Here is a 19,230-nt window from a genome sequence, read left to right as displayed (position 1 = left end):
TCCCTAGGGAAGGCTGAAGGCGGCAAAATTGACACCGGAAACCGTAAACGGGAAACGGGAAACGGGAAACGGGAAACGGGAAACGGGAAACGGGAAACGGGGCTAGGTTCACTTCTCTTTCGACTTTCCAAACAAGTGAACCTGACCCCGTTTTACTTAGCAGCAGCAGCGCTTGGCGATCTCGTTGGTGGAGTGCCTGGTGGTATTTTATCGGGAGTGGAAGGCACCCAGCAGCGGGAGAAGCAATCGTCGGATGAATATCTGCAGGCGATTACTGGCGGCCATCACTGATATTTGGATGCAAGGACATGCTGAGTTTGTTGCCAATCTTCTTAACAATTGCGCTGGTTATTGTTCCTCTTCTTTTTAGCCGGGCGCGCGAGACGAGTAACATTTTTAGTTATTCGAGGCCTTTCAAGGCGTTCAGTTTTTTGGCCTGCGTATTGCCGCCGGCCGTCTGGTTTTTATTTTCCTATCAAGGCGTCGGCTTTGATTTGGCGACTTTCCTAATGGCTTTAGTTGTCGATATTTGCGTGATTTTAGCTTCGCTTAACATCATGATCTACAAGGTAACGGTTGGGGATGATAGTCTAGAAATACGATCATTTCGACAGCTGCAAATTGAATACGAAAGTATTGAATTTGCAGGCGTTCGGAATGGAGGTAATGGCTCTAGATTTCTTTTCATTAACTATGATGATGGAAAGAATTACTCAATTTCTTCGTATGTTCAGGGCTTTGATCGACTAGCAGAGATAGTTTGCGAGAAGGCGCGTAGACCAGCGCAGATAAGAAAAACTCAGCGAAAAGCATGAGTGCGCGCGGAAACGGGGTCAGGTTCACTTCTCTTTCGACCTCCACGAAAAAGTGAACCCGAATCCGCTTTTTGCACCGGCGAATTGGCGACCCACAACCAAGACGTGCTGAAGAAAGCCATCCTGGCCGACCCCGTGCAAGTGGTGCAGCAAACGCACGAAGGGTCCACCTACGTGGTGACCTACGAAGGTGGAAGCACCGTGCGTGTGCGGCGGATGCATGCGGCGAAAGACAGCCAGTGATCCATCACTGGGAAAGCCGACTGATGCTGCGCCCGATGATGCGATCCGACGTCTGTCGCGTCAGGCCGGGGAAGCGGTCGTAAAGCGCAAGCGCCGCCTCGCGACGGGTGAGAATGCGCAGCTTCACTCGCAGGGCCAGTGCAATCGCCTGTCGTATGACGCGGCGGCAGCGCTTCGCGAGTACATCTGCGGCTTGCGATGAGAGCGTGGGCAAGCGCTCGGTCAGGCGTTCGGGGAAAGTAGGGTGCTGCATGCCTTCGTGTTGAATGAACGCTTGCATGGCGATCTCGATATCGCAAGGCGAATCGATCGACGGCGCGGCACGGCCAACAGATGATGTTTCAAGCGAGGACACGGGTACTCCGGGGTTTGAGTGGGCTTGAGGGCCCGTAAGCCTTCGGAATGCACCATAGGGCGGCGTGGGTTCATCGACTTTTCGTTTCTCGCGCGCTTTTGCCGAAACGCACGGAAACGCGTTGGGCGTAACCAACCTTCGTGTTTGCGTTGCTCGTCGCGCAACGGTGTATGGCCGTCATGGATATGGCTGTACGGCTTTGTCCATCGCGCGCTGCAGATCGCCCTGTGCCTGCAAGAGCAGCCAATAGAGCGCGCTGGTGTTCAAGGCATCGCCAAGGCGCAGCGCATGCTTCGCCGTGAACGGCGATTGGCCGCGGATAAGCTTTCTGAGATGCCGCACCGGAATGCCGGTGCGTCGCGCCAGCTGTGCGGTGGTGATACCGGTTGATTGCATGCAGTGATGCAGCGCGTGCCCGGGCGAAGGCAAACACACGGAGGGATGGAAGCAAACCGTGGTGTCCAGACGGTCGAGGATCATGGCGTTAGCCCTCTTGGCGCACGCAAGCACAACGACACAACGCCTACACGTCGCCGTGTCGGGAAGTGCCTTGGTGGGTTGTCCGATATCGCCCAGGTGTGGCGCAGCAGCCGAAGCCGCTGCGCCACGGGGTGCGATCAGGGAACGGTGTTATGAGTGCAGAGCGGACGCGTGACCGGGTCCGTACGCCATGTGTTCCAGACAGTGAATCGCTATCTGGAGCGCGGCGGCAACCTCCGCAGGTAACGGAAACGCCAACGGTTTCGCGGGGAAGCCCCACGCCTTGGCCTTGCGATAGCGTTCGCTGTCGCCATGCAGGCGCACCAGCGTCAGCACGGCCATGGCCGTGTCGATGCGGTCGTAGGGGAAGGGCGGCGATACCGCCGGCACGTTGCCGGTGGGGTCTCTGAAAGTGCCGTCGTCGGGAAACGACGGGCGAGCGCGTGCCTTATGATCGCGGATAGCCATGATCAACTCTCGAACAGTTGGTGATGGTTAGCGGGTCGTAGGTGCGCTAACACCTGCGGCCCGCGCCTCATGGCATTGCTGCCATCTGTCACGCGCAAAGCCCTTTGCGAGACGCAGCGCGTGACATGGCCAAACTAGCAAAGATGCGCAAAGACGACTGTCGGGGAATGCCTTGGTGCTGTGTGGTGGAGCGTGGGTGTTTGAAGTCTCGATGGCGTTAAATGAAAAGCCCCGCATTGCGGGGCTTTTTGCTGGATAGCGAGGTAGTTTGCGTGTTTTAGGCTGAGCCATGACGGAGCCGAGTTCCTACGCTCCAAAAAAACACGCTGGCCCTGTTTTCGACAACTCACAATTCACACAAGACTCTACAGGCGACCGGGGCGGCAGCCACTATCTATGCGGCGGGTCGATTCCGTCCGGAGCGGGCGGACTGCCGATATAACGGCCACAAGTGGGGTAGGTGGTCGTGCCATCCGGATGATCCACATAGGGTAAATAGGTCAGATGGCCGTCGGTTAGTCGCTGAACGCAAAACACCCCGACATAACTATCGCTCACCCATCTATCGAGCTGATCCCCTCGATTGATCCCGAACACGTAGGTTCTACCTGCTTCAAGCAGCTTAAACGTTCCAGTTTCCCTATAGCCATCGATGGGCTGGCCAAAGCCAACGCATTCACCCGGATGAAGTGTTAAAGGCTTGGCTCCAGGTCGCAGCTCAATGGCCCACTGACGCTCGATCGCTCCTCCCTGCAAGGAGTCCTCCATGACATAGGCGCGTGCTAACTCGATACTCTTGAGCTTGCCTTCCGGCAAACATGCAGCGGGCACGCCCGATATTTGCTTGATGATTAGTGGATTCGGCTGCAAAGACGTGGCATCGACTCCACCAACATGGGCGAGGGCAAGTAGCAAACCCATCACGGTGACGCACGGCTTCATGTCAATGTGTGGCCTGTGGCGTATCCGGGAAGGTGGCCTTTGTCGCGAGGATTGACGAAAGGCGTCATTACCCTGTGCAGAAGCTCGGGATTCACGCTTGGATTAAACGCACGAGCAGGGTTTCGTCGTATGCAAATCATGTAATAGTCGGACATGATGTTGCCCTGCTGCTCCATATTGAAGTCACTCAGGCGGCTAGTGGACGTCAAGGTGTACCTATAGGCAGCGTCGCCGCGACTGGTAACCGTCATGCCATGTAGTTTGACGGAATATCCCATCTGTTTCTGCCATACGTGAACCATTTCATGCATGAACAAGGCCCTGCCTCTGTCATCGTCACCCGCAAAGTTGTCACGGTAAATGGCTGAGGGGTAATACATCTCGCCATTAGGCGTGACGGCCGTAGTTTTATCCTGCCCGCCTACCGCACTAAACAGCCACCATCCACCGTGATGCACCTTGACCTTGGCGTAATCCACGCCATCGCCGAACACCGTGCGTGCCATGGCGATTTCGCTGGAGGAGAGCCCGCGCACCTTACCCTCTGGAAGTAGCACTTTAACAACAGACTTTCCGACGCCGGCGTCATTGGTGACAGCGATAGGGCTTGATCGAGAGTCAATGTAAATTCGCTCAGTGGACATGCAAGCATCATCGGCAGCACAACATGCTTCCGATCCAGCAGCCACGGGCGGCGTCAAAGTGACAGTCAGGATTTCTGCGGGCCGATACGTAATAACGCGCTCGGTATTGCCATCGCCGTCAGTCACACCCGATCGTCTACTGCCATCACTTAACAGGATGCTGTAAGGCAGATGAGGGACTGATTTGCCGTTACCTCCCAATAACAGCAACTGTTCGTCGTAAACCGGCGGAGGCGGTGCCTCGGGAGGCTGATGCACCTTGGGTGTGGGATAACAGACCGAACAACCGGAACCTTCCTTGCACTTCGCCACAGCGCCTTTCTCCTCTCGAACCGGTCCGTAAGCTGGTCTTCTATACCAAGTGCTTCGCCTTTTGCCATCGGATAATCCCTGCAACCTAGCGAGAAACGGGGTCATAGGAGAAAAGGGTCAGAGAAAAGGGGGCAGAGTGCTTTTCTTGAAAGAGAAAAGGGATTTGTATCGCCCCTCCCAAAGGGTGCCTGTCCTGCGGTAGCTGGTGTTGAAATGCGTCACGTAGCGACGCCCCAGCGCCTGCATGCATCGCGACACCGCCCCTGCGACACGTGGCGTCATAAGTAGATGCACATGGTTGGTCATGAAGACATAGGCGTGAACAATGCAACCATGCTTGATGGAAGAATCAAGCAGGTTCTGTAAGTAGCAGCGATAGTCTTGCTCTTGAAGAAAACATGGCTGCCGGTTGTTGCCACGCTGTATGACATGCTGCGGAAGGCCAGGAATGTCGACGCGAGGCTGGCGTCATAAGGCATCAGCATGCACTGTGCACTTTGTGACGACCGCACATTATCGGCGCTAGTCTCCACAAGTCGTCAGAAAGGCACTCTGACCCCTTTTTTATGCTCAACCGATGCGCATTTTGGCGCATCAGGTGGCGAAGTGATAAACGCCCGCCCAGATCACCAGTCCCAGCAATGCCGCACCCAACAGGAATGACGTAACCGCCTCGCCGACCGTCTGCCGGCCATCGCGCACGGCCGCGCACATCACCACCAGCGACACCGGGTAATAGATCAGGCTGGACGTGATGAGCCCCGGCGAATAGAAACCCGTGGCCACCGTGTAGCCAAGGTGCGCGAAGAAATTGCAGATCAGGTTTCCGCTGGCCCACGTCATCAACATAAAGGCAGACAAGCGCGACCGACTGCGACTCGCCCATGCGCACAGGCTAAGCAGTATCGCCATGAACACGCCGTTGTTGAGAAAGAACAAACCCGGCGGCATCGGCTGCCCACCCATGTGCTCCACCACGTAGCGTGGAAACCCGCTGAACCACTCGTCGTAGATGTGGATGGCGTAAGCCGCGGGCATGAGCCACAGGAGGCGGGTGAAAGGCTGGCGGTTCATCGGTGCACCGTGTCGGGTTGGATGGCCGGCAAGGTATCAGTGCGTGGATGCGGTAATGCGAGCGTCACTGCGCGGCACCGTGCGAATTCGAAAGCCTAAGCGTGGCGTGCTGTCGCAGTTAGAAAGGTGCACTCTGACCTTTGTTTCTGACGCACCTGCGGCCCGCAACTCGTGGCATCGCTGTCATGCCTCACGCGTGAAGCCCAAAGAGGCGGCGGGCGTGACATGGCGAAACCTAAAAAGTGCGGAAGGACGGCTGCAGGGAATGCGATAGCACTTGTGGTGAATCATGGGCGTTTGAAGCATTGATTGCGAGAAATGAAGAAGCCCCGTTTTGCGGGGCTTTTTGTAGAGTGCACTCTCTCATTCGTTGAAGTTCATCGAGTTACCTGTCGAAGTTTCTCGGCAAGCTTGTCGCGCATCACTGCGAGGCCTTCGCTATTAGGTAGGTACTTTAGAATTCGGTGATGATTGATGTCGAAAGGAACGTCTTCAAGGGATTGGGCTATAGGAACAACATGTTTTCCTAGCGTATGTGCAATTCCTGTTTCGTACATGACGTTCGGATTCTTTCCCGTGAAGTCGACAACCACAACATGGGCGCGAAAAATTAGGTTGAACACATCCTGTATTACAGAGCTTTCTTCCCATATGTCGTCAACGCGTAGGCAGCGATATCCTGCTGAGGAGCATGCGCTCTTGATGGCCTCATGCACGGACGTAAACGAGGCATTAAATGGCATCATTAACGCAATTAAGTCGCTTTCTATCGCAGTGTTTTCCGGTAGCTGAAAAACACTTGGGGAGAATGTTACCTTTCTATCCGATAACTTCGCCGATATGTATTGCGCTTGATCAGGGTATTTGGATGCAGCGTGTTCCTCAAACACCGTGAGAGCGCGAGTGTCTTGTTCCGCAATGTCTTTTAAAACTTGCAGAACGTTTCCAGAATAGTCTTCGTCGCCCCAGGATAGGCTGCGCAGCAGGCGAGGGTGATTTTTTATTAAATCAGTCAAGCCAGTTAAAAGACCAATCTCTTCCCAGTCGTTGAAGTCAAAATTTGCGACAACCTTTTCTCTAAGGGCAAGAATCCTTTTGCCAAGGTCGAGATTAATCATTGCTGGTTTCCTTGTAAGCTACGCACTGGTAAAGATTGCACATATGTCGATCATTGCGCCCAATGAGTCGCCATCTGTGACTCTTTAGACAAATAGCTGTCAAACCATCGCCACTTCCTTTTAATTTCCGGCGAGTGCTGCTTACGGAGATTGGCGTCAACGACTTTCCTGTAGTGCTTGTATCTCTGTTCAAGCGCACCGGGACTCGTCGCGTTGGGAATGTAGCTGTCGTGGAGGCCATTCACAATAAACTTTTCTTTCTCGCGGAAGCTCAGGCGACTCTTGTTGAGAACCTTCCGTCTTATACACATCCGATTCGGGGTGTCAGGAAAGATTTCATTCTGTTGCCGCATGATGCTGGTCCACATTGCCTCCGCGCTTGGCGAAAGAACGACACAGGGAGCGCATCCCTTATGCTCTAGTGCAAAAGCTTCTTGATAAGCAGGGCCAACGATGTTGGATTGTGTGTGCCAGACTTTGCCAACTGCGATTCCGCCTCGAACAAGATAGCCTTCGTTAAGTAGGTGATGCGTCAGTTGTATGACGCGCATAACAATGACTTCCAGGCCACTATAAAACTTCATTTCGCTGTCATGGAAAGGTGCGCTTAAGATTATTGAATCCGAGACGTAGTTGTGTCTGGGTATCAGTCTAGCCGGAACGCTGGATGATACATTTGTATCGAAGAACGGGATGGAGCTTGAGAGTAGGTTTACCAAATTTTCCAGCTTATTCCTTGCTAGATAATTGGACGTGGCTTCTAGGGCCATGGATTTGAAACCAAGGACATCTACAAATGCGACAACTCGGTCTTCAAAGACGATCGTTTGGGTGCTGCTGGCCATTCGTAGGTAACCTGTCGCGTGCTAGTGTTATGGGCGTTATTGATGAGTTGATCTGGCCGCATTCAAAAAGGCTTGCTGAACATTTATGCCGCAGGCGGCGTTTCTCATTTCGCTACTCTTAGTCGACTCTCGCCACTTCTTTTGCGACGCCGAAACCAAAAAGGGTCAGAATTGACTTTCCTTCAACTTTTCAAAAAAGAAAGGACCCTCTGATTTAAGTTTTGCTTACTTCGTTCTTTTCCTGATTGGGTACTCGCTGTACCCGTTGCCTGCTTCCTGGTGGCGCCGGCTTGTTCTTAGCCAAGGGTTTGGAGGAGTGAGAGTCCAGTCCAAGCACCGTATCCGAGAGCGGCAATGGCAACCGTGCCCATGAATATGCCGATATTTGCGAACCATTTGCCAGCACGTTCCCAACGGACTGTTTTGTTCTCCACTCGTTCAACAATGAGTTTTGATTCGATAGAAAAGCAGTACGACGAGAGATAGGAGAAGCCTGCGGTCACAATGGACACGAACAGCGAGGTTGCAAATAACGCTATGACGTGTGTGACACCAGGGATTAGTTCTCGATGCATGGTGTCTTTGCCAAGCAGAGTGCCAAGTAGCGCTAGCAGAGCAACAATTGCACCACCGCTAGCTAAAAGAGTGGCATTTATGACGATGCGCCCGTTGGCTATGGCAGCTTCATTCATAACCCGCCACAGGCCGATCTTCGTTTCAATATCGAACTTCTGGACGTCGAAGGATGACGGCGACTGATTCATTCTTGGCCCCTGTTCCAATGTCGCGGCAGACTTTACTGGGCAGAGGAGCGTTGACGGAATAGAACACACGCCAGAGCGCCATATCTGGGGATCTGTCCCGTGCCGTATCGGTGCGCGTATAAAGAAAAAGGCCACCCTTGCGGGGTGGCCTAAGTCTTTGATTCGATGGTGGGCGATGCAAGGATCGAACTTGCGACACCTGCCGTGTGAAGGCAGTGCTCTACCGCTGAGCTAATCGCCCGCCGAGCGCGCAAATATACGGCCCTTGGGGGTAGGGGTCAAGCCTTTGTGACGAAAAAAGGACTCTGGGCGGCAGTTGAATGAAAGGTGGGTGCGTACAATGATCGGCTTTTCACCTTGCCGGCACCCGTCCCATGGACTTCCTGACCCACGAAATGAACCACGTTCTCCAGGCGCTGCACAACTTTGAGTTCACGCCGTGGAAGATTGTCGGCTTTCTGGGCTCGGTGATGTTCACCAGCCGCTGGTTTGTGCAGCTTTACTACACCCGCAAGCTGAAGCGGGTGGTGATGCCGCTGTCGTTCTGGTGGCTGTCGGTGATCGGCAGCGCGCTGCTGCTGTCGTACTTCATCTTTGGCAAGAACGACTCGGTGGGCATCCTGTCCAATTTCTTCCCGTCGTTCGTGTCGGTCTACAACCTTGTGGTGCACATGCGCGAGATGAAGCGCCGCGAGCTGGTCGAAAGCGAAGTCTGAGCCTGGGCCGTGTTCCGGGCTGTTACGGGTCCGGAACGAAGCGGGGGCCCTTGCTCCGGCGTGACCCCGGCGCCCGCATTCAATAACTTGCGAGTCTGGCCGTTTAGCGCGCTTGTGGTATAGCTGCGCCCTGCGATGTGCCCGCTTGCGACGATCTTGTCGCCAGCTTTGTCATCACCCTTCAAGGATGTTGCGCTGGATGAGCAAGAGAGTCCTTCTGCTGAGTGTTTCGGCGGGCGCGGGCCACGTGCGTGCGGCTGAAGCGTTGCGCGCCTACGCGGACGAATACGACGACGTGTCGACGCTGCACCTGGACGTGATGGACTACGTCCCGGACAGCTTTCGCAAGGTGTACGCCGATTTCTACATCAAGCTGATCAGCGCGCATCCGCACCTGTGGGGCATGCTGTATCGGCGCAGCCATACGCTGAACCCCTCCGGCCTGACGCAGAAGATGCGCCGGATGACCGAGCGGCTGAGCACGCGCGATTTGTTGAAGGCGATCCGGGAATTCAACCCCGACGCTATTATCTGCACGCATTTCCTGCCGGCGGAATTGCTGATGCACGAGATTCGCCGCGAACGACTGCACGTGCCGGTGTGGGTGCAGGTGACCGATTTCGACCTGCATCGCATGTGGGTGATCTCGCATATGACGGGCTACTTTGCCGGCAACGAGGAAATTGCCGACCGCATGCATGCGCACGGCATTCCACCGGCGAACACGCATGTCACGGGCATTCCCATCATGCCGGCGTTTTCGCGAGCGCCGTCGCGCGAGGCGTGCGCGGCTGAATATGGGCTCGATCCCGCGCGCCAGACCTTTATGCTGATGGGCGGCGGTGCGGGCATTGGTGCGCTGGAAAGCATCACTGAGAGCCTGTTGAGCATGGAAGGCGAGTTTCAGCTGATCGTGCTTTGCGGGCGCAACACCAAGCTGCTGGGTGCGCTGCAAACGCTGGCGACGAAATACCCGTCGCGCCTGTTTCCGCAGGGCTTCACGAATCAGGTGGAGCGCCTGATGGCGTGCGCCGATGCCATCGTGACCAAGCCGGGGGGACTGACCACGTCTGAATGCCTGGCGATGGGTTTGCCGATGATCGTGAACGCGCCTATTCCCGGCCAGGAAGAACACAACGCGGATTACCTGATGGAGCAGGGCGCGGCGCTGAAGGCCATTGATGCCATCGGGCTGGTGTATCGCGTTCGCTATCTGATGCAGCATCCGGACAAGCTTGCCGAGATGAGTCGCCGGGCGAAGGACCTGGGCCGGCCGCATGCGGCGAAGACCGTGCTGGATACCGTGCTGGCGGATATCGCTGCCAGGGAAGGTGCGTGATGCAGCCGTTCTTCTTTCGTCGCGCGCTGATATTCGCGGTGTTGTGGACGCTGCTGTTGGCGTATTTCTTCGCCAATGTGGAAGTGCAGATCGAGGGTGCGGCGGGCTGGGCTGGCAACTTGCCCACGTGGCGCATCGAGCATCACTGGCTGCTGGATATTTTCTGGGGCGGCCGGGCGATGACGGGCTATCACGCCTGGGTGTTTCCGTTTATCGCGCTGTTCTTCCACTTTCCGATGGCGTTGCAGGCGAGCTGGTCATGGCGTGCGGAAGCGCGCGTGTTCGGCTGCATCATGCTGTTCTGGATGGTGGAGGATTTCCTCTGGTTCGTGGTGAACCCGGCGTATGGCCTGGCACGTTTCGGACCGGAGTGGATTCCCTGGCACAAGCATTGGTGGGGGCCGGTGCCGTCGGATTACTGGGTGTTCGCCATTATTTCGGTGCTGATGTTTTATGCGTCGTGCTGGCGTGCTGGGGCGCGGTTTCAGCGGACGGGGCGTTGAAGTACATCGATTCCCCCTTGTGGGAGCGCACCCTGTGCGCGACTGCTGGCCGGAGTGGTGTGGTTGTGGTGTGGCTGTCGCGCACAGGGTGCGCTCCCACATTTTGGTGTGGCGGTGCGCTGGATGGGGCGTTTCTTTTCTGTAGGAGCGCGCTTGTGCGCGACCGCTCTGCGTGGCGGTGCAATTGTGGCGTGGCGGTCGCGCACGAGTGCGCTCCTACAATGGTCTTGCTGGGTGTTTGCCATCATTTCGGTGCTGGTGTTTTTGCGTCCTGCGCGCATGCAGGCGCGATTTCAGCAGTCGGCGCGTTGAGGTGCATCGATTTTCTGTGGGAGCGCACCCTGTGCGCGACTGCCGGCCGGAGGGGTGTCACGGTGGTGCTGCTGTCGCGCACAGGGTGCGCTCCCACAGTTGGTGTGGCGGTGCGCTGGAGGGGCGTTTCTTTTCTGTAGGAGCGCACTTGTGCGCGACGGCCTTGCGAGGCGATGCATCTGTGGTGTGGTCGCGCACGAGTGCGCTCCTACAAGGGGCGGCGGCCGCGTGGGGGCTTGGTCAGTCCGGGGCGTAATCACGGTTGGGGGCTAGCCAGCGTTCGGCTTGTTCGCGGGTCCAGCCTTTGCGCTTGGCGTAGTCGTCTACCTGTTCGCGGGGGAGGCGGCCTACCACGAAGTACTGGCTGTCCGGGTGCGAGAAGTACCAGCCGGATACGGCCGCCGTGGGGAACATGGCGAAGCTGTCGGTGAGTTCGATGCCTACCTTTTCCGTGGCGCCGAGCAGTGCGAACAGCGTGCCTTTCTCGGTGTGATCCGGGCAGGCCGGGTAGCCGGGCGCGGGGCGGATGCCTTTGTACTTTTCGTCGATCAGCGATGCGTTGTCGAGCGATTCGTCGGCGGCGTAGCCCCAGAATTCGCGGCGCACGCGTTCGTGCATGCGCTCGGCGAAGGCTTCGGCGAGGCGGTCGGCGAGGGCCTTGAGCAGGATGGACGAGTAGTCGTCGTGCGCGGCTTCGAAGCGCGCGACGTGTTCGTCGATGCCGATGCCGGCGGTGCCGGCGAAGCCGCCGATCCAGTCCTGTTTGCCTGCCGACTTGGGAGCGATGAAGTCGGAGAGGCAGAAGTCGGGGCGTTCGACGGGTTTGTCGACTTGTTGGCGGAGGTGGTGGAGTACTGCCACTGGCTTGGATGCGGACTGGGGCGAGTCTTGGCCCCTCTCCCCGGCCTCCTCCCTCAAGGGGAGAGGGAGAAGGGCGATGTCGTCGCCAACGGAGTGGGCGGGCCAGAACCCGATCACACCGCTGGCAGTGAGCCACTTTTCGGCGATGAGTTTGTCCAGCATCGCTTGCGCGTCTTTGAACAATTCGGTGGCCTGCTTGCCGACGACCTCGTCGGTGAGGATGGCGGGGTAGCGGCCGGCCAGTTCCCACGCGTTGAAGAAGGGCGACCAGTCGATGTAGTCGCGCAGTTCGGCGAGATCGTAGTCGTTGAAGACGGTAACGCCCGGCTGCTTGGGTTGCGGCGGTTCGTAGGCAGCCCAGTCGCAGGTGAAGCGTTGGCCGCGTGCCTTTTCCAGCGACACTAGCGGCTTGCCGCTGCCGCGAGTCTTGTGGCGTTCGCGCACTTCGGCGTATTCGGCCTTTACCTTGGCGATGAAGTTGTCGACCAGTTCCTTGCTGACCAGCGACTGCGCTACGCCGACAGCACGCGAGGCGTCCTTCACCCACACGGTGGGCGATTTGTAGTGTGGCTCGATCTTCAGCGCGGTGTGCGCGCGTGAGGTGGTGGCGCCGCCGATCATCAACGGGATCTGGAAGTTCTGGCGCTGCATTTCGCGCGCGACCTGGCTCATTTCTTCCAGCGAGGGCGTGATGAGGCCGGAAAGGCCGATGATGTCGGCGTTCTCGGCAATCGCGGTCTCCAGGATTTTCTGCGTGGGCACCATGACGCCAAGATCGACCACGTCGAAGTTGTTGCAGCGGAGCACCACGCCGACGATGTTCTTGCCGATGTCGTGCACGTCGCCTTTCACGGTGGCCATGATGATCTTGCCGTTGGACTTGCCGGCATCGCCGGTGCGCGCCTTTTCCTCTTCGATGAAGGGAATAAGGTGGGCCACGGCCTTCTTCATCACGCGGGCGGACTTCACCACTTGCGGCAGGAACATCTTGCCGGCACCGAACAGGTCGCCGACCACGTTCATGCCGTCCATCAGCGGGCCTTCGATGACATCCAGCGGGCGCGTGGATTCCTGTCGTGCCAGTTCGGTGTCTTCCACCACGTACTGGTCGATGCCGTGCACGAGGGCATGGCTCAGGCGTTCGCGCACGGGCTTGTCGCGCCAGGCAAGGTTCTCGACGACGACTTCGCCTTTCTTCGCCTTGTAGTTGTCGGCGATTTCCAGCAGGCGTTCGGTGGCATCGCTGCGGCGATTGAGCACCACGTCTTCGACGCGTTCGCGCAGTTCTTCCGGCAGGTCGTCGTAGATCATCAACGCGCCGGCGTTGACGATGCCCATGTCCATGCCCGCCTTGATGGCGTGGTAGAGGAACACGGAATGGATCGCTTCGCGCACCAGGTTGTTGCCGCGGAACGAGAACGACACATTGGATACGCCGCCCGACACATGTGAATACGGGAAACGACGCTTGATCTCGCGGGTGGCTTCGATGAAGTCCACCGCGTAGTTGTTGTGTTCCTCGATGCCGGTGGCAATGGCGAAGATGTTGGGGTCGAAGATGATGTCTTCGGGGGCGAAATCGAGTTCACGCGTGAGCAGCTCGAACGCGCGCGAGCAGATTTCCACCTTGCGTTCGCAGGTGTCGGCCTGCCCTTGTTCGTCGAATGCCATCACCACCACGGCGGCGCCGTACTGCTGCACCTTGCGCGCGTGTTCGAGGAACAGTTCCTCGCCTTCCTTCATGGAGATGGAGTTGACGATGCCCTTGCCCTGCAGGCAGCGCAGGCCGGCTTCGATCACGGTCCACTTGGACGAATCCACCATCACCGGCACGCGGGCGATGTCGGGTTCGGCGGCGATCAGGTTGAGGAAGCGCGTCATGGCGGCTTCCGAATCGATCAGGCCTTCGTCCATGTTGACGTCGATGATCTGCGCGCCGCTGGCTACCTGCTGGCGTGCGACGTCCACGGCTTCTTCGTAACGCTCTTCCTTGATGAGCTTGCGGAACTGCGCGGAACCGGTGACGTTGGTGCGCTCGCCGACGTTGACGAAGAGCAGGTCAGGTGTGATGACCAGCGGTTCGAGGCCGGAGAGTCGGGTGTAGCGGGGCATCATGCGGTTTCCGGCTCGCCGTGGTGGGGCGAGGATTGAGGTGAGTGCGTTACGTTGGCCGCGACGATCGTCGTTTTTTTGCTCGTCATCCCTGCGAAGGCAGGGATCCAGCGGCTTTGTTCCTTGCTCGGACGCCTAAAAGTCACTGGATTCCCGCCTTCGCGGGAATGACGGTGAGGGGAGTCCGGCGATACGCTATTGCTGGTTATGCCCGAAATGGCACTTTGCATTACGCCGCTTCCTGCGCTTCGACGGGCAACGCACGTGGCGTCACACCACGCACAGCCTCCGCAATCGCCTTGATATGCGCCGGCGTGGTGCCGCAACAACCGCCGACCATGTTGAGCAAGCCATCGCGCGCAAAACCGCCGATCACGGCTGCCATCTGTTCCGGCGTTTCGTCGTATTCGCCGAACGCGTTGGGCAGGCCGGCATTCGGATGGGTGCTGACGAAACAGGTGGCGGTGTTGGCGAGCACCTGCACGTGCGGGCGCAGATCGGCGGCGCCGAGTGCGCAGTTGAGTCCCACTGAAATCGGGCGGGCATGCTGCACGGAGTAGTAGAACGCTTCGGCGGTCTGGCCCGACAGCGTGCGGCCGGAGCGGTCGGTGATGGTGCCGGAGATCATCACGGGCAGGCGCGCGCCGCGTTCGCGGAACATCTCGCTTACGGCGAACAACGCGGCCTTCGCGTTGAGCGTGTCGAAGATGGTCTCGACCATGATGATGTCGGCGCCGCCGTCCACCAGGCCTGCGGTGGACTCGGTGTAGTTGGTCACCAGTTCTTCGAAGGTGACGTTGCGGAAGCCGGGGTCGTTGACGTCGGGCGACAGCGACGCGGTGCGGCTGGTGGGGCCGAGCACGCCGATGACGAAACGCGGTTTGTCCGGCGTTTTCGCTTCGTATTTGTCGCAGGCGGCGCGGGCGAGGCGCGCGCCTTCCAGGTTCAGTTCGTACGCCAGGTGTTCCAGGTGGTAATCCGCCTGGCTGATGCGCGTGGAGTTGAACGTGTTGGTTTCAACGAGATCCGCGCCGGCTTCCAGATACGCCTCGTGCACGCCGCGAATAATGTCCGGCGTAGTGAGCGTGAGCAGGTCGTTGTTGCCCTTCAGGTCGCAGCTGCCGGGATGGTCGTGCGCGTGCGCGTGCGCGCTGTCGTGACCGTCCACGAAGCGTTCGCCACGGAAGGCGGTTTCGTCCAGCTGATGACCTTGCAGCATGGTGCCCATGCCGCCGTCGATAATGAGGATCCGTTCGCGCAGGCCTTTTTCGAGAAGGGCAACGCGATCGGGGTGGAGCCAGGGAAGTGCGCTCATGGGAACTCCTCGCCTCAGGGCTTGCGCGCGAGCAGGCTGATCACTTCGAAGTGCGGGGCCTTGCGCTCGCGGCTCAGCCGCGTACAGCTCAATGCTTCCAGGCCGGCTTGTTTGGCGAAGCCGGTGAGTTCGTCGTGCGCGAAACCGAGGTTGCGATGGTCGAACGGTTCCACCACGGCGCGGTGGTCGTGCTTGCCCAGCGTCACGGCAAGCAGGCGGCCGCCACTGCGCAGCACGCGCGCGGCTTCGGCCACGGCCTTGGCCGGGTGTTCGGCGTAGGTAAGGGCGTGCAGCATCAGTACAAGGTCGAAGCGGCGTTCGCCGAGTTCGAGGGCGTGCATGTCGCCCTGGCGCACTTCGACGTTGGTGAAAGGCTTCAAGCGTTGCGAGGCGGCGTCCACCACGCGTTCGCTGCTGTCGATGCAGACGATGGAGTGCGCGTGCGGTGCCAGCAGTTCGGCGGTGATGCCATCGCCGGAAGCGATGTCGAGCACGTCGCCGGTTTCCAGCAGCTGCAACAGCGAGCGCGCAAGCGTTTCCCAGGTGCGGCCGGGCGAGTAGTGGCGCTCCATGTCGCCAGCCACCGTGTCGGCCCAGCCTTCTTCGCTGGCGCGTTGCGCGAGCACGCTGGGCAGGCGTTCGGCGTCTTCGCGCAGCAGCGCGTCGTCGATGTTGTCGCGCAGGGACTTGAGCAACACCTGCAGGTGTTCGTCGGTTTCGGCGTTGGCGCGGTAGTAGGCGGAGACGCCGGCGCGACGGTCGCGCACCAGTTCGGCTTCCTTGAGCTTGGCCAGGTGCGTGGACACGCGCGGCTGCGCCAGGTGCAGCACCGCAGCGAGCTCGGCCACGGTGAGTTCCTCGCGCTCGAGCAGGGCGAGCAGGCGCACACGCGTGGGGTCCGCCAGCAGGCGCAAGACGCTGGAGGCGGTGGCCAAGTCCATGAGTATCCTTATATCGCGATGCAGAGATACATAAGGCTAGGACTGGGAGGGCGCCACGTCAAGGACGGGGCTTACCTGTAGGAGCGCGCTTGCGCGCGACAGGCGGGCGAGGAGGGCGGGAAGGTGGCGGTCGCGCGCCAGCGCGCTCCTACATAAGGCCGTGGTTCCCTTGCTGCACCCGCACAGAGGTGGAAACACGGAGCACGCTAAAATAGCCGGCTTCCCTGATCCCCCTTGGAGTCTTTCATGGATTTCCGTTTCACCGACGACCAGCTGTCGATTCAAGCCATTGCCCGCGATTTTGCGCAGAAGCGCATTGCGCCGGTGGCGGCTGAGCTGGATGAGAAGGGGGAATTCCCGCTGGAGAATATCCGCGAGATGGGCCAGCTGGGCCTGATGGGCATCGAGGTGCCGGAAGCGTACGGCGGCGCGGGCATGGACCCGATTGCCTACGTGCTGGCCATGATCGAGATCGCCTCGGCCGATGCCGCCACGGCGACCATCATGTCGGTGAACAATTCGCTGTTCTGCACCGGCATCCTCAAGCACGGCACGGAAGAGCAGAAGCAGAAGTACGTGCGCGCCATTGCGCAGGGCGAGGCCATTGGCGCCTATGCGCTCACCGAGCCGCAGTCGGGCTCGGACGCCTCGGCCATGCACACCCGCGCCACCAAGAACGCCAATGGCGACTGGGTGATCAACGGCAAGAAGAGCTGGATCACCTCGGGCATGGTGGCGCGCTACATCATCCTGTTTGCCATCACCACGCCGGGCATCGGCGCGAAGGGCGTGTCGGCCTTCATCATCGACACGCAGCTGCCGGGCTTCCACGCCGGCAAGAGCGAACCCAAGCTTGGCATTCGCGCATCGGCCACCTGCGAAATCGAATTCACCGATTACGTGTGCCCGAAAGAAAACCTGCTGGGCCAGGAAGGCAAGGGCTTTGCGATGGGCATGAGCCTGCTCGATGCAGGCCGCATCGGCATCGCCTCGCAGGCGGTGGGTATTGCGCGTGCCGCGTACGAGGCGTCGGTGCAGTGGTCGCGCGACCGCAAGGCGTTTGGCACGCCCATCGGTACGTTCCAGATGACGCAGGCCAAGATCGCCGACATGAAGTGCAAGCTGGATGCCGCCATGCTGCTGACGCTGCGCGCCGCCTGGACCAAGGGCGAAGCGGAGAAGAACGGCGGCCGTTTCGGCACCGAGGCCTCGATGGCCAAGCTGGTGGCTTCGGAGGCTGCGATGTGGAATTCGCACCAGGCCGTGCAGATCCACGGTGGCATGGGGTACTCCCGCGAAATGCCGCTGGAGCGTTACTTCCGCGATGCCAAGATCACCGAGATCTACGAAGGCACCAGCGAGATCCAGCGCATCGTGATTGCACGCGCCGAAACCGGCCTGCGCTGAGTCGTTTTTTGCCAGAAGCCCCCGGCCTTGTGTCGGGGGCTTTTCTTTTGGGCGAGCAGTTGACGGCCATAAGAGGAATCGCAAATACTTGCGATTACCAGGGAGACAGGTCCCCTCCCGCCAAGGATGGCATTCATGTTGCTCGTTCTCGTGGTCATGGCCGTCGCGATTGCCGCGATGGTGCTTCCCCTGAAGTACATCGCCAACGCCATGGGGGCGCAGCGCACCGGCGTGTGGTGGATCGTGCTGGTGCTGTTCCTTCAATACACAGTGTCGCAGGCCAGTGAGGCGCTGGTGTCGAACGGCCTGCTGGCCTTCGTACTGACATTCCTGGCGGGCGCGCTGGTGATACAGCAAGCGTTGATCATTCCATTCAAGCGCGCCATGGTGGTCAGCGTGATCAGCTCGCTGGTCACGATTTTCGTCTGGCTGCTGCTCATCAAGCTGGTGATCGGCAAGGCGACGCACGTGGAGGCGGCGACCATGCTGCTGCCGTCGGGGCTGACCGGGCTCGCCTAAACGCGTCGGGAACTGACCGGGCGGGGCCAATCTGTTGTGGCGCCGGTTCGTCTTCGCAGTGGTCGATGCGGGGCAAATCCGCGATGGGCCGGCGTTTGCCGCCCACGGCGGGTTGTCACATGGGCACGGCACGATGGTTGCTTCGTAGAGTGATCCGAAGCCACGCGCCACGAGACGCCCATGTCCGAGATCGTCGAGAAGCTGGAAGAAGAAAGTCTGGTCTACAAGACCCTGCTGGAATCCACCAAGGCCATTCCCTGGCGCATCCAGTGGGACAACCTGTCGTTCTCCTATATTGGTCCGCAGATCGAAGAACTGCTGGGCTGGGCGCCGGACAGCTGGGTCAGCGTGCAGGACTGGGCCGAGCGCATTCATCCGGAAGACCGCGAGTGGGCCGTGAATTTCTGCGTGGCGCAGTCGAAGGCGGGCGTGGAGCACGAAGCCGACTACCGCGCGCTTACCAAAGACGGCGACTACGTGTGGATTCGCGACGTGGTGCATGTGGTGCGCAACGACAGCGGTGAGGTGGACGCGCTGGTCGGTTTCATGTTCGACATCAGCGAACGCAAGCGCACCGAGCAGCGCCTGATCGAACTGCAGCGCGAACTGGAAGCGCTGTCGTTCAAGGACGGCCTTACCGGCATCGCCAATCGTCGCCGCTTCGACAGCGTGTTCGAGGAAGACTGGGAGCAGGCGCGCCGCAGTGGTCGTCCGCTGTCGCTGCTGATGCTCGATATCGATTACTTCAAGCAATACAACGATACCTACGGCCACGTGCAGGGCGATTACTGCCTGAAGCTGGTGGCGCGCGTGCTGGAGAAGACCATACGTCGCTCGCAGGATTTCCTCGCGCGCTTCGGCGGCGAAGAGTTCGTGCTGGTGTTGCCCGATACCGACGCGGGCGAGGCAAGCCAGATGGCGGCGCGTTGCCATGCGCTGATCGAGCAGGAGTGGATTCCGCACGAGCGCTCGATGGCGCGCAAGTCGCTCACGATGAGCATTGGTGCAGGCACGGTGGTGCCGATGCATGGCGACGAGCGGTTGTCGTTCCTTGAGCTGGTGGATCGCCGGTTGTACCAGGCGAAGCAGCGGGGGCGGAATACGACGGTGAGTAGTGAGGATTGAGGCTGTCTCTTATACACCTC

Annotated in this window: 22 protein-coding genes and 1 tRNA gene; 9 read left to right on the top strand and 14 right to left on the bottom strand. The window is 59.1% G+C overall.

Features of this window, described 5'->3' with window-relative positions; translation table 11 throughout:
- The 3 genes from DK366_RS21345 to DK366_RS21335 form a co-directional block, all read left to right on the top strand.
- A partial coding sequence (locus DK366_RS21345) for a hypothetical protein (RefSeq protein WP_198651648.1) occupies positions 1-291 on the top strand: 291 nt, incomplete at its 5' end.
- Positions 292-308: 17 nt separating this feature from the next.
- The gene (locus DK366_RS21340) at positions 309-815 is read left to right on the top strand and encodes a hypothetical protein (protein ID WP_157956645.1); all 507 of its coding nucleotides are present in this window, start codon (positions 309-311) and stop codon (positions 813-815) included.
- A gap of 105 nt (positions 816-920) precedes the next feature.
- Positions 921-1,058 carry a hypothetical protein gene (locus tag DK366_RS21335; RefSeq protein WP_157956644.1) on the top strand — a complete coding sequence of 46 codons (138 nt, stop codon included), beginning with the start codon at positions 921-923 and terminating at the stop codon, positions 1,056-1,058.
- Positions 1,059-1,062: 4 nt separating this feature from the next.
- Here DK366_RS21335 and DK366_RS20695 read toward each other — a convergent pair whose 3' ends face one another.
- From DK366_RS20695 to DK366_RS20645, 11 genes are all read right to left on the bottom strand, one after another.
- Positions 1,063-1,338 carry a hypothetical protein gene (locus DK366_RS20695; protein WP_157956643.1) on the bottom strand — a complete coding sequence of 92 codons (276 nt, stop codon included), beginning with the start codon at positions 1,336-1,338 and terminating at the stop codon, positions 1,063-1,065.
- Positions 1,339-1,590: 252 nt separating this feature from the next.
- The gene (locus DK366_RS20690) at positions 1,591-1,893 is read right to left on the bottom strand and encodes a HigA family addiction module antitoxin (protein WP_109127457.1); all 303 of its coding nucleotides are present in this window, start codon (positions 1,891-1,893) and stop codon (positions 1,591-1,593) included.
- 150 nt (positions 1,894-2,043) lie between these two features.
- Complete coding sequence (locus DK366_RS20685) at positions 2,044-2,361, bottom strand: hypothetical protein (protein ID WP_109127456.1); 318 nt, start codon at positions 2,359-2,361, stop codon at positions 2,044-2,046.
- A 390-nt stretch (positions 2,362-2,751) separates the two neighbouring features.
- Positions 2,752-3,303 (bottom strand): hypothetical protein, encoded by a 552-nt coding sequence (locus DK366_RS20680; RefSeq protein WP_109127455.1) that lies wholly within the window; start codon positions 3,301-3,303, stop codon positions 2,752-2,754.
- Positions 3,300-4,259, bottom strand: a complete 960-nt coding sequence (locus tag DK366_RS20675; protein ID WP_157956642.1) for a hypothetical protein — start codon at positions 4,257-4,259, stop codon at positions 3,300-3,302. The genes DK366_RS20680 and DK366_RS20675 overlap by 4 nt, the downstream gene beginning before the upstream one ends.
- Positions 4,260-4,376: 117 nt before the next feature.
- Positions 4,377-4,685 (bottom strand): transposase, encoded by a 309-nt coding sequence (locus DK366_RS20670; RefSeq protein WP_343125631.1) that lies wholly within the window; start codon positions 4,683-4,685, stop codon positions 4,377-4,379.
- Positions 4,686-4,853: 168 nt separating this feature from the next.
- A complete protein-coding gene (locus DK366_RS20665; protein ID WP_109127452.1) occupies positions 4,854-5,333 on the bottom strand; it encodes an HXXEE domain-containing protein in 480 nt (159 codons plus the stop codon).
- A 377-nt stretch (positions 5,334-5,710) separates the two neighbouring features.
- The gene (locus DK366_RS20660; protein ID WP_109127451.1) at positions 5,711-6,451 is read right to left on the bottom strand and encodes a hypothetical protein; all 741 of its coding nucleotides are present in this window, start codon (positions 6,449-6,451) and stop codon (positions 5,711-5,713) included.
- A 50-nt stretch (positions 6,452-6,501) separates the two neighbouring features.
- Positions 6,502-7,296, bottom strand: coding sequence for a hypothetical protein (locus DK366_RS20655; protein ID WP_109127450.1), 795 nt, complete (start codon positions 7,294-7,296; stop codon positions 6,502-6,504).
- 296 nt (positions 7,297-7,592) lie between these two features.
- Positions 7,593-8,060 carry a hypothetical protein gene (locus DK366_RS20650; protein WP_109127449.1) on the bottom strand — a complete coding sequence of 156 codons (468 nt, stop codon included), beginning with the start codon at positions 8,058-8,060 and terminating at the stop codon, positions 7,593-7,595.
- A 166-nt stretch (positions 8,061-8,226) separates the two neighbouring features.
- Positions 8,227-8,301, bottom strand: a tRNA-Val gene (locus tag DK366_RS20645).
- A 154-nt stretch (positions 8,302-8,455) separates the two neighbouring features.
- Between DK366_RS20645 and DK366_RS20640 the strand changes: the two genes are divergently transcribed.
- The 3 genes from DK366_RS20640 (at position 8,456) to DK366_RS20630 (ending at position 10,618) form a co-directional block, all read left to right on the top strand.
- A complete protein-coding gene (locus tag DK366_RS20640) occupies positions 8,456-8,776 on the top strand; it encodes a lipid-A-disaccharide synthase N-terminal domain-containing protein (protein WP_232821140.1) in 321 nt (106 codons plus the stop codon).
- Positions 8,777-8,975: 199 nt separating this feature from the next.
- The gene (locus DK366_RS20635) at positions 8,976-10,115 is read left to right on the top strand and encodes a glycosyltransferase (protein WP_198651647.1); all 1,140 of its coding nucleotides are present in this window, start codon (positions 8,976-8,978) and stop codon (positions 10,113-10,115) included.
- Complete coding sequence (locus DK366_RS20630; protein WP_109127446.1) at positions 10,115-10,618, top strand: hypothetical protein; 504 nt, start codon at positions 10,115-10,117, stop codon at positions 10,616-10,618. The genes DK366_RS20635 and DK366_RS20630 overlap by 1 nt, the downstream gene beginning before the upstream one ends.
- 552 nt (positions 10,619-11,170) lie before the next feature.
- On the opposite strand, the gene metH is transcribed toward DK366_RS20630, so the two are convergent.
- From metH to DK366_RS20615, 3 genes are all read right to left on the bottom strand, one after another.
- The gene (metH, locus tag DK366_RS20625; RefSeq protein WP_109127445.1) at positions 11,171-13,906 is read right to left on the bottom strand and encodes a methionine synthase; all 2,736 of its coding nucleotides are present in this window, start codon (positions 13,904-13,906) and stop codon (positions 11,171-11,173) included.
- Positions 13,907-14,132: 226 nt separating this feature from the next.
- Positions 14,133-15,218, bottom strand: coding sequence for a homocysteine S-methyltransferase family protein (locus DK366_RS20620; RefSeq protein WP_109127444.1), 1,086 nt, complete (start codon positions 15,216-15,218; stop codon positions 14,133-14,135).
- A 14-nt stretch (positions 15,219-15,232) separates the two neighbouring features.
- Entirely contained in the window at positions 15,233-16,159 is a 927-nt protein-coding gene (locus tag DK366_RS20615; RefSeq protein ID WP_109127443.1) for a metalloregulator ArsR/SmtB family transcription factor, read from the bottom strand.
- A gap of 246 nt (positions 16,160-16,405) precedes the next feature.
- Here DK366_RS20615 and DK366_RS20610 point away from each other — a divergent pair, with 246 nt between their 5' ends.
- The 3 genes from DK366_RS20610 (at position 16,406) to DK366_RS20600 (ending at position 19,210) form a co-directional block, all read left to right on the top strand.
- Positions 16,406-17,566, top strand: a complete 1,161-nt coding sequence (locus DK366_RS20610; RefSeq protein ID WP_109127442.1) for an acyl-CoA dehydrogenase family protein — start codon at positions 16,406-16,408, stop codon at positions 17,564-17,566.
- 135 nt (positions 17,567-17,701) lie between these two features.
- Positions 17,702-18,085 carry a hypothetical protein gene (locus DK366_RS20605; protein ID WP_157956641.1) on the top strand — a complete coding sequence of 128 codons (384 nt, stop codon included), beginning with the start codon at positions 17,702-17,704 and terminating at the stop codon, positions 18,083-18,085.
- Between the two features lie 180 nt (positions 18,086-18,265).
- On the top strand, positions 18,266-19,210 hold the full coding sequence (locus DK366_RS20600) for a sensor domain-containing diguanylate cyclase (protein WP_109127440.1): 945 nt from the start codon (positions 18,266-18,268) through the stop codon (positions 19,208-19,210).
- The last annotated feature ends 20 nt before the right edge of the window (positions 19,211-19,230 follow it).

The organism is Dyella sp. C11, assembly GCF_003121485.1.
Lineage (GTDB): Bacteria > Pseudomonadota > Gammaproteobacteria > Xanthomonadales > Rhodanobacteraceae > Dyella.
The sequence above is the reverse complement of the archived record's forward strand: the minus strand, read 5'-3'. Positions and strand labels throughout refer to the sequence as shown.

Coding starts and splice junctions, on each gene's coding strand:
- DK366_RS20615 (WP_109127443.1), bottom strand. CDS start 16,159: ATGGACTTGGCCACCGCCTCCAGCGTCTTGCGCCTGCTGGCGGACCCC.
- DK366_RS20640 (WP_232821140.1), top strand. CDS start 8,456: ATGAACCACGTTCTCCAGGCGCTGCACAACTTTGAGTTCACGCCGTGG.
- DK366_RS20690 (WP_109127457.1), bottom strand. CDS start 1,893: ATGATCCTCGACCGTCTGGACACCACGGTTTGCTTCCATCCCTCCGTG.
- DK366_RS20655 (WP_109127450.1), bottom strand. CDS start 7,296: ATGGCCAGCAGCACCCAAACGATCGTCTTTGAAGACCGAGTTGTCGCA.
- DK366_RS20635 (WP_198651647.1), top strand. CDS start 8,976: ATGAGCAAGAGAGTCCTTCTGCTGAGTGTTTCGGCGGGCGCGGGCCAC.
- DK366_RS20600 (WP_109127440.1), top strand. CDS start 18,266: ATGTCCGAGATCGTCGAGAAGCTGGAAGAAGAAAGTCTGGTCTACAAG.
- DK366_RS20660 (WP_109127451.1), bottom strand. CDS start 6,451: ATGATTAATCTCGACCTTGGCAAAAGGATTCTTGCCCTTAGAGAAAAG.
- DK366_RS20630 (WP_109127446.1), top strand. CDS start 10,115: ATGCAGCCGTTCTTCTTTCGTCGCGCGCTGATATTCGCGGTGTTGTGG.
- DK366_RS20685 (WP_109127456.1), bottom strand. CDS start 2,361: ATGGCTATCCGCGATCATAAGGCACGCGCTCGCCCGTCGTTTCCCGAC.
- DK366_RS20605 (WP_157956641.1), top strand. CDS start 17,702: ATGTTGCTCGTTCTCGTGGTCATGGCCGTCGCGATTGCCGCGATGGTG.
- metH (WP_109127445.1), bottom strand. CDS start 13,906: ATGATGCCCCGCTACACCCGACTCTCCGGCCTCGAACCGCTGGTCATC.
- DK366_RS20650 (WP_109127449.1), bottom strand. CDS start 8,060: ATGAATCAGTCGCCGTCATCCTTCGACGTCCAGAAGTTCGATATTGAA.
- DK366_RS20695 (WP_157956643.1), bottom strand. CDS start 1,338: ATGCAAGCGTTCATTCAACACGAAGGCATGCAGCACCCTACTTTCCCC.
- DK366_RS20680 (WP_109127455.1), bottom strand. CDS start 3,303: ATGAAGCCGTGCGTCACCGTGATGGGTTTGCTACTTGCCCTCGCCCAT.
- DK366_RS21340 (WP_157956645.1), top strand. CDS start 309: ATGCTGAGTTTGTTGCCAATCTTCTTAACAATTGCGCTGGTTATTGTT.
- DK366_RS20665 (WP_109127452.1), bottom strand. CDS start 5,333: ATGAACCGCCAGCCTTTCACCCGCCTCCTGTGGCTCATGCCCGCGGCT.
- DK366_RS20610 (WP_109127442.1), top strand. CDS start 16,406: ATGGATTTCCGTTTCACCGACGACCAGCTGTCGATTCAAGCCATTGCC.
- DK366_RS20620 (WP_109127444.1), bottom strand. CDS start 15,218: ATGAGCGCACTTCCCTGGCTCCACCCCGATCGCGTTGCCCTTCTCGAA.